The sequence below is a fragment of the Gardnerella sp. c10Ua_31 genome (assembly GCF_055700915.1).
Genome location: NZ_JANUYG010000002.1, coordinates 74,156 through 87,372 on the forward strand (window position 1 = coordinate 74,156; position 13,217 = coordinate 87,372).

Here is a 13,217-nt window from a genome sequence, read left to right on the forward strand (position 1 = left end):
TGGACTTTACATGCCAAATCAGCCGAGCGGCTACTAATAGCCGCGAGGAATACACGGCTAATCCGCGCGAACGACGACCTGCCTGAGCGCTCAAAGCGTAGCGCAAAAAGGAAGGTCGGAGCAAGTCAAAGCGGGGGGTAAGCTATACAAATACCGCTGCACACGCAAAATACGGCGCAATTTGAAAGGAATCATCGTGCAAGAACTGGAAGAACGCATCCAAAAAGAAGGCATTGTTAAGCCAGGAAATGTTTTGAAAGTCGACGCATTCCTTAACCACCAGTGCGATTGCGCGCTTTTTGACGCAATGGGAGCCGCTTGGGCGCAGCATTTTCAAAACACGCAAATCAACAAAATCCTAACAATCGAGTCTTCGGGAATCGGAATCGCATGCGTTGCTGCACGTCATTTTGGCAACATTCCAGTGGTTTTTGCAAAGAAAGCGCAATCAATCAACTTGGATGGCGATCAATACGTGTCTACCGTATTCTCGTTTACAAAGCAGCGCGAGTTCCCTGTAATTGTGTCTAGAAAATATTTGAGCGCAGACGACCGCGTTTTGATTTTGGACGATTTTTTGGCTAATGGCAAGGCTTTGCAAGGGTTGATTGACATTTGCGATCACGCTGGAGCCACGGTTGCTGGCATTGGCATTGCGATTGAAAAAGGCTTCCAAGGCGGCGGAGATGCGTTGCGCGAAGCTGGATATGACTTGGATTCGCTGGCGATTGTGGAGTCGATGGATCCTAGCGATGGCTCAATCACATTCCGCAAATAGCCATACTTTCGCATTTTATACCACACGATACTTCCGCATTTTGTACCAAATTCAGGCCAAAACACGTACAAAAAGCGGAAAATGCGGAAAATACGAAAAATGCGATTGTGCGCAAATTGTGAAAAAATTAAACATAATTCTTCACAAATCGCAATTTTGCGTAAAAATACGATAAAGTAGTTCGGTTGGTGTTTGAAACCTATTACTCTAAATGTGCTAGCTTTCAACATGCAATTTTTAATAATTTTCAATAAGATAGCTTGATCAAGATAGCTTTAATCGGCTAGTTTTCAACTGATTGGCGGCTAAACGTATGAGTGATGTTGTGATTGTAAGCGCAGCGCGCACACCGATAGGCAAATTCGGAGGCGCGTTGAAGTCGCTCACATCTGTTGAGTTAGGAACAATCGCAGCAAAAGCCGCAATCGAACGCGCAGGAATCAGCCCAAAATCCGTAGATCAAGCGATTTTTGGCAACGTACTTCAAGCAGGCAGCGGTCAAAACGTTGCGCGCCAAATCGCCCTTAGCTCGGGGCTTGACGAGTCAAGTTGCGCAATGACAATCAACGAGGTTTGTGGGTCTGGTCTTAAAGCCATTCGCCTTGCGCAGTCGGCGATTTGCATGGGAGACGCACAAGTCGTAGTTGCTGGCGGCACGGAAAGCATGAGCAACGTGCCGTTTTACGCGCAAAACGTGCGATTTGGTGGCATTCGCTACGGCAACAGCGCGCTGGTTGATGGACTAAAAAAAGACGGTCTTTGTGATGCTTTTACTGGCAAAGAAATGGGAGTTACTGCAGAAAACGTGGCTGCAAAGTTTGGAATAACGCGCGAGCAGCAAGACGCTTTTGCGCTAAAATCGCACCAGAAAGCCGTTTTTGCGCAAAATAACGGCGATTTTGACGCGGAGATTGCGCCCGTGCAGCTTGCGGACGGAACTTTGATTAGCCGAGACGAGCATCCGCGAGCCAACACTTCTATGGAGAAATTGGCTAAGCTTAAAACGTTGTTTGAGGCGGATTTTGGAACGCGCGAAGCTGATGGAATGCGTGGAGCGAACTGTGGTTTGAGTGAGGCGGATTCTGGCAGTCGCGAAACTGGTGGAATGAGCGAGGCAGATTCTGGCACAAAACACTCGCCTACCGTAACCGCTGGAAACGCGAGCGGTATCAACGACGGCGCAGCAGCACTCGTCTTAATGAGCAAAGACTACGCAATCGCGCACGGAATCGACTATTTAGCAGAAATCGTGGGATTTGCCGAGGGCGGAATCAGCCCAGACCTTATGGGATACGCGCCAAAACACGTTATGGAGCGCATGCTAAAAAACACGGGCTACACCGTTGAAAACATTGATCTTTTTGAGATTAACGAAGCGTTTGCTGCGCAAAGCATAGCCGTGTGCCAGCAGCTGAACATTAGCGAAAGCAAGCTGAATGTAAGAGGCGGCGCAATCGCTCTCGGTCACCCGCTTGGCGCTAGCGGAGCCAGGATTTTAACAACACTTCTTTACGCGCTTAAAGACAATCACATGCAAAACGGCGTTGCGGCGCTGTGCGTGGGAGGCGGAATTGGAGTGAGCATGCAAGTTAGGATGCGAAAGTAGACGTGCGATTGACTTGCGCGGTTGACGTGCGTGTGTTGCAACTGGAGTTGTGACGACTGAAGGATGCGTGTTGCGACACGCACGGAGTGTGCGTATACGAATGACACCACTTGCGGAGTGTCGCAAATCGCGCGGTTGCTGGCGACTTTGCGGATGCTTACAACACGCGCGACTGGTCGCAGTTATGCGGCTGCTAGCGAATGTGGCGGCTACTGGCGACTTGAAAAATGGCGTCAATGGCGTCAAAGAAACATTGCAAAAGTGAAAAACGTAAAAATGAAAATCGTGAAAATAGCGCAAAAAATGGAGAAACATGGCAGCTTTTCGAGAATTAAGCGTAGAACAGCGCATAAAAACGCTGGAATCAGAGTGCGCGCTTAGCGGCGATTTTGCGCAACTTCTGCTCGAGCAACTCGCGCAAAGCAGCGAAACAAACATTCCTGCAAGCGTTGCAAACAGCATGATCGAAAATCAAATCGGGCGATTCAGCCTGCCAGTAGGCGTTGTGCGCGGCCTAAAAGTAAACGGCGTTACTCGAAACGTGATGATGGCTACGGAAGAGCCGTCCGTAATCGCTGCCGCATGCAACGGCGCAAAAATCGCGTCGAAAAGCCTAGAAAACGGCGTTGTTGCACGCAACGAGCATTACGTTACGCGCGCGCAAATCGTTTTTGAAGACGCGGACGGAAGCGTAGCCCAAAAACTAGATAGCATAATGCGAGACGAGTCAAAACGCGCGGCGATTAGTGAGATTGCGCGCTCCGCGCACCCATCAATATACCAACGCGGCGGCGGATTAGAACGCGCGCAGGCGGCGGCGTTAACAGGCTTCGCCAAGCTAACACTAGACATAAACGCGTGCGATGCAATGGGCGCAAACATTGCAAACACCATTGGCGAAGCTGTTAAAACCCAGCTGGAAAGCTGGGTTGGGCGCAAGGCGCTGGTGGCAATTCTTGCCAACTCCAGCCGCGCGGCAACAGTCGCCGAAGTGCGCATACCCGTAGAAGCGCTTGTGCCTAGCTCAAAAACTGCCGCGGCTGGAGATGCCGACGGCATGCGCCTTGCGCGCCGCATCGCCGCCTTAAGCTCCCTGGCCGCCGTAGACGCGGAGCGCGCTGCAACACACAATAAAGGAATCCTAAACGGAATAGTGGCTGCAGCACTCGCATCGGGCAACGACACGCGCGCATTGCAAGCCGCCGCGCACGAATGGGCTGCAAAATCTGGCCGCTACATGCCTCTTTCAACGTGGACCTTGCAAAATAACGACCAAATCCTTTACGGCCGCATCGAAATCCCATTGCAAATCGGCACAGTGGGCGGCGCAATTGCCTCGCTCCCAATGTCAAAAATCGCGCTGCACCTTGCTAAAGTCAAGAATGCCAACGATTTTCGCAACGTTCTAGCAGCCGTAGGACTCGTGCAAAACCTGGCGGCTCTTCGCGCACTCGCAGGCCCTGGAATACAGGCTGGACACATGCGCCTTCAGGCTGCAAACATCGCCATCGCTTCTGGAGCGCATGGGGACGAAATCCAAAAGGTTGTGCACGCGCTTCTAAACGAAAATTCTTCAGATTTGAACACGAATTCTGCAAGAATAATTCTTGAGGATTTGCGCAAGCGCAGGAACACGTAAAACCGCAAAAACGCGCGGTTAATTGCCATTTTTCCGCGGAAAAGTCGCAAGCATCCGCGCCGTAAAATTTACACCACTAAAATCGTCCTTAAAAAATTTACACCACTAAAATTACACTTAAAAAATCACACTTAAAAAATAGGGAACCATGAGCAATACTTCACAAAACACGCCAAAAGCCGGCATCGACCGCATAACTTTCGCAACCCCAAATTGCTACCTAAGCATGCGCGACCTTGCGATTGCGCGCGGAATCGACCCAAACAAATTCACAATTGGAATCGGCCAAAGCCAGCAAGCAGTGCCGCCAAATCATCAAGATATCGTAACGCTTGGCGCTCAAGCTGCGCTGCCACTGATGCCGTACATCGACAGTAACCGCCTCAAAATGGTGATCGTTGGCACAGAAAGCGGCGTCGACGCCAGCAAATCCAGCGCGCTCTACATTCACAAACTGCTGAACCTTAGCGCTTGGGTGCGATGCGTGGAAGTAAAAGAGGCGTGTTATGGCGGAACTGCGGCGCTTATGATGGCTCGTGATTACGTTTTGGCGCACTCTGGTGCGCAAGTTTTGGTGATTGCTGCAGACATTGCGCGCTACGGCGTTGGCACTCCTGGCGAGGTGACGCAAGGCGCTGGTGCTGTGGCGATGCTTGTAAGCGAGAATCCGCGCGTGTTGCAAATCAACAACGACAGCGTTGTAAAATCGGCGGAAATCCAGGATTTTTGGCGGCCCGTATATCAAAGCACGGCTTTGGCGCGCGGAAAGTTTTCAACCGAGCAATACATTCGCATGTTTTGCGACGTGTGGCAGCGATACAGTGCGGAAAACGCCTGCAATTTCAACGATTTTGAGGCGATTTGCTTCCATCTTCCGTACACAAAAATGGGGCTTAAGGCGCTTCGAGCTGGGTTGGAGGAAAATTCTGGCGCGCCGCACGCATGTGATGGCGTTTTACACACAAATGACGGCGTGTTGCCTGAAAATGACAACGCGTCCCTTACAAGCGATACTCGCGAACGTCTTCTTGCGCGATACCAAGACAGCACACAATACAGTCGTCGAATCGGTAATATTTACACTGGCTCACTCTATTTAGGCTTAATTTCTTTACTTGATTACGATTATTTTAGGAATTCTTGCGATTCATCAGAGTCTGCTGGCGATTCGTCTGCGGTTGCTTGCGATTCGTCCTCCGCAACGCACACAAACGAATCGCCGACGCGCCTGTCTCCCCTACTCCCAGGTCAAAAAATCGGCTTATTCTCTTACGGTTCAGGCGCTGTAGCAGAATTCTTTAGCGCAACACTTGTTCCAGGATGGCGAAGCGCGCTGTTTTCCAATCAGCACATAAAAACATTAAACAATCGCACGCAATTAACCGTTTCGCAATACGAGGAGATGTTCAACAGCGCAGCGCCTTATTCTCCGCAAGATTTTGTAAGCAGCCAGAAGAATCGAAGTGGCGCGCGATTCGTGCTTGACTCCATCAAATCTCAAGAGCGCAACTATCGTTCTATCTAGTCTATCCGCATTTTGTAGCTCTAAACAGTGCGATAAGTACCCCGTATATTGCGTTTTCTTGTAATATTAACGAGGTATTCTGTAAAATATATTTTACTCTTGTGCGCATAATAAGTTTATTGAAAGGAGATTGAATATGAAAGCTTTAGATATAGCATCAATTTTTATTGATCGATATGGGAAAACGCTAGCATTGACAAATCTCACTTTGAATAAGCTAGTATATTTTGCGCAGGTGGAATCGTTGCGTAATAATCCTGAGCGCCCGTTATTTACGGATGAGATTCAAGCTTGGGAATATGGCCCCATAGAGCCTAGCGTTTATAACGAATTTAAGCAGTTTGGCAGGAATTGTATTTTTAATGCGCCTAATCACGAAACTAACCAGTATGCTGATCGCATTGTAGATACTGTTGTTGAAAAATATGCTTGGATGAATGCATTTGATTTAATAAATTATACTCATCGCGCTGGTGGTGCGTGGCACAATGTGTATGATGCTTTGCACAATAAACCGATTCTTATACATGATATTCTTCAGTCGTCAGATGTTGGTTCATATCCTGCTAGGAAAAATACGTTTATTAGTGCTGTGGATGCTGTAAAAAAACAGTATCCTAATACTTTACGTATTCTTGGTGATGCATGAGCCAGTATGATGCTCTATGATAGACCAAAAGATTTAATAGCTTAACACAAAAGTGGCTTGAACTTTTATTCAAGCCACTTACTCGCGGATGAGGCGAGATTCGAACTCGCGGTAGGTTTCCCTACAACGGTTTTCAAGACCGTCTCCTTAGACCGCTCGGACACCCATCCTTGTGTGCTCGCTACGCAATATGCGCATCAATCACACAAGCGAATAGCCTACCATAATCCCTAGGAAGAACGCGCAGGCTCGCACCTAGTCGCGCCTATTTCCAAGCAACTCCAGCAAGTACACAAACATGTTGATGAAGTCCAAATAAAGATTAAACGCGCAAATAATCGAAACGCGCTTAATCATTTCTGGCTGATTAGCATACGCTTCAAAAATCGCACGAGTTTTTTGTGCATCGTAAGCCGTAAGACCTGCAAAAATCAACACTGCAATCGCAGCAATAAATCGCATAGTTCCAGCGCTTGGAGCAACAAACATAAGAATTACCTGGCTCACGCACAACACCAACAAAGCCACCATAAGAATCGGGCCAGCCTTAAGCATATTCACTTTTGTAGTGAGTGCAAGCATTGTAAGACACAGGAAGAATCCAGCAGTTAAAGCCAAAACCATTGCAATAGAGCCTAGGCTAAACACAGTAAAAATCGTGCTAAGTGTAAAGCCTGTAAGTGCCGCATACGCATAGAACATTGCGCGCGCAGCAAAAACACTCATTTTCATAACGCGCATTCCAAGCACAACAGCAAGCACCACTTGCGCAATAATAATGCCAAAGAAACCGAACCTACCAGTAGCATACAAATAAGAGTAAAGAGCACCCGTGCTTTGCGTAAACATTGCAACAAGCGTTGTAACTATTAAGCCAACGGTCATCTCTGCGTAAACGCGACGCACACTCACTCGCTCCGCCTGCTCGCGCACATAAGTAGCCTGCGAGTCTACAATTGTTGGGTTTTGCGCAAAATCGCCAGCATAATTGCCGTTAAAATTTCCAAAATCTCCCATAAATCCTCCTAAATCCTTATAAAACACTATAAAACATTATAAAGCCCTATAAATCCTTAAGTATCTAATTATAGTACATTTGTACGACTATGCGTGTCGTGCAAATCAATGCGTATTAGATTGCTACGACTCAGGCGCATCCTCCACTCGCGGCGCACCATTAATATCGCGATGAATCCCCTGCATCTTCGCCTCAATTGCCTGCAAATTCTGCGCGCACTCAAGCAGCGTCTTAGAATGCTCAGCCAACTTTGCGTCTGGCAAATCCGCCTTATAACGCAGCGCGTGCTCCAAACTAGCCCAATAATCCATTGCAATTGTGCGGAATTGCACCTCAACAGGCGTGTAATGCGCGCCCGACGACAAAAACACTGGCACAGCGTAAATCACATGCAAACTGCGGTACCCATTCGGCTTTGGGTTTTTAATGTAGTCCTTAACTTGCAGCACTTGAATATCCGTTTGCTTGGAAAGGTATTGCGCAACCGCGTACACGTCGTCGCGATAGTTGCAAATCACGCGGATTCCAGCCACATCGAACAGGTTGTCGCGAATCGAACGCGTTGATATGCTTAAGTTTCTGCGGCGCAGCTTCTCAAAAATCGAGTGCACGGATTTTAGTCGCCGCTCCATGTGATGCACTGGGTTGTGCGAAAATCGCACCTGAAACTCGCCGTCCAAAATCTCCAGCTTCGTGCTGATTTCGTACATCGCGCCTTCGTACACTTGCATCATGTTTACAAATTCGTCCATTTGCTCGGGCGGAAGATGCGGCGTTTCGCTTTTTATAGGTGATTTTTGCGCGGACTTTTCGTCGGCGGTTGCTTGCGACTTTTCCGCGGCTGATGTAGCGGCGTCTGGCGACCCACCATCGCCAGCCCCTTGCAAGCTGGCGTAAAGTTCGGCCAAATTTAAACGATTATGACGATCAAGTATCACATCTTTTTATTTTACTCGCAATTTTGCTATAAGTCTGATAATCGCCTGAGAATATGCACAAGCGACAACATGTAGTGCGATTGCGCGACGACCTTCCTTCGCGCTTAAAGAGTAGCGCGCGAACGACTTTCCGCACTTTGTACCAAATTTGACCCAAAACACGTACAAAAAGCGGAAAAGATTAATCGAGAATGTTGTAAATCACGCAACGGCAACAGGAATTCCCGCAGAAAGCAGCTTCTTCTTAAACTCAAGCGGATTCAAGATATCGCAATAATCAAATCGCACAACCCTAACAACTCCGCAATCCATAAGCCACCGCTCTCTATTGCGTTCCTTCCTAACTGCATCACGATTATATCTATATAAGTTATTTGTGCTGAAGTTGTTGATATTTTCAACACTTCCATCAAAATCCTCAGTACGCAAGTCGTAAGCAGCCGAGCGGTTATCAAACAAAGTTCTATCTTCAATCAAATATTTATCAGTGCCATCCAGCTCGCCAACAATAATTTTTCCGTTAACTTTCCACATAAAATCTGCGCGATATGGGCTCTGTGGATAATTCGGGTTTGGAAACTCGTGCTGCAACTCTGGTTCCACAAAACCAAGCTCAAGCATTATCGCCCGCGCAAGTGACTCTCCGCCGTTCTCGCTCTTAGGGTTCGCATAGTTTACCAAAGTCTCCATTCGCGACAAAACATCAAATTCATCGGTGCCAAGAAAATTTGGATTGTTAATAGGCGAATAATTTACACCATAAAAATCCGCGTTTTTTGGATTCTGAACACTGTTCAAGAACTGCGGCGTATCGCTACAACAATCCATGGAGCCGTAAAATTTACGACAAACACACAAAATTTTGTTAAGATCTTCACCTTTTCGAGCAGCAGAATCGAAAGTTGCCAGCGACTCGGCGAACGACCCCTTCCAAGCACACACATAGAGAACGTTGTAAATGCTGGCAACATGACTAATAGCAAGTTCTTCATCAGTCGCAATATGCCCAAATGACGATGCTGCCAAAAAATTCGTATTTTTTACTGTGCCGCTATTAGCGCTTGTGCCCTTGCCAATAATTGTGCCGTTGCTCACATTTTTATGTCTATTTTTAGTAAAATCATCTAGCCTTATACCAGATTCATCTTCTATTATGTTTGGAAGTTTTAGTCGGCTATATTTGTGTCTAAATGCACTTCGCACCGATTTTTTCCGCTCTAAATCAGATTTTTTCTTGTTCGAAGCAAATTTTTCCGCATAACTAGACGACACGTATATTTCGGTAAGCGAATGATGTATGTAAGGCAAGTGAACCACCTCCAACCCCAGGAGCACGGCGGCAGTTTCGCCAGTAAAATTCCACTTTTTTATCTTTATCTTGTTTGTAAGAGTGACTGCAATACGCTTAACTTTATCTTTGTACAGCAATTGATCCCAGTGATCACGAATAGCGTAGAAGCCGTAATATGGCTCGACTAATTTTCCTGATTCTAAGCAGCGTCGCAAGTCTGTTCGAGAATTGCTTTGAGAAGCCATAAGACATGACTTAGAATTCTCTGACTCAATAAGTTTTTTAAATAATTTATCGGGTATGCCGTTAATATTTATTTTCTTTGACATATGTTGATAATAAATAACGTTGTTTTTGTATGTAAAGAATTTTTTATCAATGTGGTTAAAGGCTATAAAACGTTGAAAAATCAGGAAAAGCGACGCACTTTGTACCACATTTGACCCAAATCACGTACAAAAAGCGAAATAGTTGACGCACTTTGTACCAAATTTGACCCAAAACACGTACAAAAAGCGGAAGTATCGCTCGCGCGCGGCCCACGCGCCGCTCATCACTTTGTGCGCAGTTTAACCACGCCACGCCCAACCCATAGTATGTGCTTGCCGCGAATATCCCACTTGCGCCGCCTCTTACCAGCCGCCGCCGTAATCATCATGGAAAGAATCGCCGCCGAGAATATCATCGCTATAACAAACAGCGTCATCCAAAGCGGCCACTGCACATGGTCTTCTGGCGCCGCAACAGGGTCTGGCAGCACGCGATACCCCGTAACCAGCAGCCTATGCGAGTTAATTCCATACGGCGTACAAGTAAGCAAAGTCGCCAAATCGCGCCCCTTCTCGCGCTGAAGCAGGCTTATATCGTGCGGATCCACCACGTTTATGCGAAACACCTTGTATCGCAAAGTCTCACCTTGCACGTCTAGATAAAAGTAGTCGCCTTTTTTAAGGTCGGTTAGCGAGTCGAACATGGTTGCGTTCGGCAAGCCCGTGTGCGCGGTGATCACGGTGTGCCGCCCCTTGCCACCCACTGGCAAATCCGTGCCGTACAAGTGCCCCGCGCCTCGCGCCAGAGTCTCTTGCATCGTGCCGTGGTAAATCGGCAGCTTTACGCCAATCTTTGGAATTTTTACAATGCCAATAATGCCCATCGGCTCCTCAAGCGCTTTAAGGTAGCGCTTGTACGCGGGCGTGTTGACTATGCTTTCCTGACCGTCGCCGCCGTACGGGTCTCGTGTGAGCATGTCTTTGCGCGTGGCGTTGTAGCGCTTTGCGTCGCGAATATGCGCGCGCCGCACGTCGCCAGCCTGGTCGTGGTTGTACTTATCGTACGCAGTGGAAATCTCCTTAGAAACGTGATTATTCCACAGCGTTGAGCACACAGGGTAGCTAAAGCACAGAATTCCTGCAAGAACCAGCGCAATCGGCTCTATAATGCGCATCAGCGCGCTTTTCTTTTTAGTTATTTTTTTAGTTTTAAGTGTATTTTTGTTTATATTTTTGTTTATATTTTGACTTGAGATTGAGCGTGGAGTTTGCTCTTCGGAAGCTTGCGACTTTTCCGCTAGCAAACCACTCGCACCAGCCACATTGCTCGTGCCAGCCACATTGGAGGTACGCTTCGCCTTATTCTTAAACAATTTAGCAACCGCGCGCTCGCTCAACGAGTGGCACCAATTGCTAATATCGGCTAGCTTCATAACTCCTCCAAGCTCAAGCTATTGAATTAAATAACTCCGCACTTTGTACCACATTTGACCCAAAACACGTACAAAAAGCGGAAAAACTGACGCACTTTGTACCACATTTAACCCAAATCACGTACAAACTCGGGAAAGATTAGAGCACTTTGTACCAGAACACGCCAGCGTAGAAACAAAATGCTCAACGCATTTTGTTTTAAGCGCTGCAGCGTGTCTTCTGGTACAAAGTGCCTAAATCTTTTGCATGATTAAACCAAACGCCACCTAATCCAGCGTTGGCTAATCACACACAATCACGCAGCCTGCTCTTCTTCCTTCTTGCGATTCTTAAGGAATACGAACATACCAGAGCCAACTAGACCGAGGCCAATAAGCGCAAAGATAATCACGCCTGCAGCACCAGTCTCTGGAAGGTTAAACCAGCGCTTGTTACCTTCGCCGCCGTTTGGAAGATCCTTGAAGGTGTAGGTGAAGATTTTACTTTGAGAATCATAACCTTCACCAGAGGTCTGTGCAGTAACTTCCTCAACCTTTGGAGACAAAGCAAAGCCTTCTGGAGCATCAGTTTCCACAATGTAGAACTTCTCTCCAGCCTTAACCTCAAAAGCACCAGTCAAACCAGTGTTTTCAGCAGTGCCGTTTGTTGCACCTGCAAGACCATCAGCAACAGTAGTACCAGTTGTATAGCCCTTAGTAGCCTTGTCCTTGCAGTTAGTATCAGCACGAGCCTTATCTGCAACGCAAGTATCTGCATCAGCCTTCTTAGCAAAAACAGCGAACTTAGCACCCTTAAGAACCTTAGTAACATTGGTTCCATCAACCTTCTTAATCTGGAACTTAACAAGCGTTACCTTTGCGCCTGGGCCTGGATCTGGAGGATTGACTGGATCTGGAGTCTTACCATTCTTGCCGTGACCTGGCTGGTAGCCATACTTATTGGAGAATTCTCCAGTTGGAGCATTTGGCGCAAGCTTGAACACAAACTTAACAGTCAACTTTGGAAGATTCGACTTGTCTGTAGCGTTCTTAAGAGCGGTAGCAATAGCAGTAAGGCCATCATCGGTGAATGAAACAGTAATGCGCTTACGAGTTACAGTATTGTTTGTGCCCTTGTCAACATCGCTATCAGCAACATTAACATTGTAATCTTTTGCAGGAATAGTAGTTGTGCCAATCTTGACTTCCTTAACCAGATTCTTAGCATCAGCAGCACTGAGATTACTAGTCACATCAGAATACGCGCTAATCAACGCGTCATCCCACACGGCAAAGCCTTGGAAATCATCCTTGGTGTATTCACCAGGCGCGGTTTCACTTGTTGTAGTAACATCCGTGGTAATGGTATATGGCAATTCATCACCAGCGCCAACCATTCCAGATTTGTCTGCAGTCTTAGAAATTGCATCCTTAGTTGACTTGTTCTTTGGCTCCACGCTTACAGCGTACGTGTAGGTGTTATCCTTGCTTCCGTTCGCGCGAGTGACTTGCGGAATGGTCATGAAGAATGGCTTAGAAAGAACAGCATATCCAGGCGCAGCCTTGGTTTCTTCAACCTTGTAAAGGCCGATAGTAAGATTCTCGAACTTTGCTTCGCCTTCTTTCGTGTTGTTTGTACCATCGCCTGTTTTCTTTTCTGTGCCTTGGTTGGCAAGTTTCAACTCATTACTGTTTGGATTTGCGTTCAGAGCTTCAACCTTAGCGGCAACCTTCATCCAGTCGTCATACTTTGTAAGATCCAAGTTCGCAGTGTCTGAGGTGCTAAGCTTTTCAACCTTAGTTACTTTGAACGTTGCACCAGCAACTTTTTCTTTCTTTTCCTGGTTGCCCTGTTTATTCAGTGCATACTTGTACTTCGTAATTGTAATGGAACCAGTCTGAGCCTTGCATGCATCAGACCAAGGCGCACCAGAATTGCACTGATCAGCAGCCCAAGCGGAGCTGCCAGCAACCACGGCGCCAGCAACGCACAGCGTGCCAGCCATCGCGAGCGAGGCCACCGCGGCCACGCACTGCTTTGTTATCTTATTCATAATTTCTCCTTGTTTGTTTTGTTCTTGCGAACACTTTG

Annotated in this window: 10 protein-coding genes and 1 tRNA gene; 5 read left to right on the top strand and 6 right to left on the bottom strand. The window is 47.2% G+C overall.

Translation table 11 applies throughout. The features are described 5' to 3' along the window. Nucleotides 1-196 precede the first annotated feature (196 nt). The 5 genes from NYP55_RS02780 (at nt 197) to NYP55_RS02800 (ending at nt 6,197) form a co-directional block, all read left to right on the top strand. Nucleotides 197-778: a xanthine phosphoribosyltransferase gene (locus NYP55_RS02780; protein ID WP_032816948.1), complete on the top strand. Its 582-nt coding sequence runs from the start codon at nt 197-199 to the stop codon at nt 776-778. Between the two features lie 313 nt (nt 779-1,091). After that, entirely contained in the window at nt 1,092-2,384 is a 1,293-nt protein-coding gene (locus tag NYP55_RS02785; protein WP_472781541.1) for a thiolase family protein, read from the top strand. A 313-nt stretch (nt 2,385-2,697) separates the two neighbouring features. Beyond that, entirely contained in the window at nt 2,698-4,023 is a 1,326-nt protein-coding gene (locus NYP55_RS02790; protein WP_472781542.1) for a hydroxymethylglutaryl-CoA reductase, degradative, read from the top strand. Nucleotides 4,024-4,171: 148 nt separating this feature from the next. Beyond that, nucleotides 4,172-5,548, top strand: a complete 1,377-nt coding sequence (locus NYP55_RS02795) for a hydroxymethylglutaryl-CoA synthase family protein (protein ID WP_472781543.1) — start codon at nt 4,172-4,174, stop codon at nt 5,546-5,548. Nucleotides 5,549-5,684: 136 nt separating this feature from the next. Beyond that, nucleotides 5,685-6,197 (top strand): Panacea domain-containing protein, encoded by a 513-nt coding sequence (locus NYP55_RS02800; protein WP_016837430.1) that lies wholly within the window; start codon nt 5,685-5,687, stop codon nt 6,195-6,197. A gap of 85 nt (nt 6,198-6,282) precedes the next feature. On the opposite strand, the gene NYP55_RS02805 is transcribed toward NYP55_RS02800, so the two are convergent. The 6 genes from NYP55_RS02805 to NYP55_RS02830 all read right to left on the bottom strand — a co-directional run bounded on the left by NYP55_RS02805 (nt 6,283) and on the right by NYP55_RS02830 (nt 13,179). After that, a tRNA-Ser gene (locus tag NYP55_RS02805) sits at nt 6,283-6,367 on the bottom strand. Nucleotides 6,368-6,452: 85 nt separating this feature from the next. Continuing rightward, complete coding sequence (locus NYP55_RS02810; protein WP_116285633.1) at nt 6,453-7,214, bottom strand: Bax inhibitor-1/YccA family protein; 762 nt, start codon at nt 7,212-7,214, stop codon at nt 6,453-6,455. A gap of 123 nt (nt 7,215-7,337) precedes the next feature. Next, complete coding sequence (locus tag NYP55_RS02815; protein WP_472781544.1) at nt 7,338-8,153, bottom strand: GTP pyrophosphokinase; 816 nt, start codon at nt 8,151-8,153, stop codon at nt 7,338-7,340. Nucleotides 8,154-8,354: 201 nt separating this feature from the next. Then, nucleotides 8,355-9,689, bottom strand: coding sequence for a hypothetical protein (locus tag NYP55_RS02820; RefSeq protein ID WP_472781640.1), 1,335 nt, complete (start codon nt 9,687-9,689; stop codon nt 8,355-8,357). 308 nt (nt 9,690-9,997) lie between these two features. Next, a complete protein-coding gene (locus NYP55_RS02825; protein WP_472781545.1) occupies nt 9,998-11,146 on the bottom strand; it encodes a class C sortase in 1,149 nt (382 codons plus the stop codon). A 296-nt stretch (nt 11,147-11,442) separates the two neighbouring features. After that, complete coding sequence (locus tag NYP55_RS02830; protein ID WP_472781546.1) at nt 11,443-13,179, bottom strand: SpaH/EbpB family LPXTG-anchored major pilin; 1,737 nt, start codon at nt 13,177-13,179, stop codon at nt 11,443-11,445. Nucleotides 13,180-13,217: the final 38 nt, after the last annotated feature.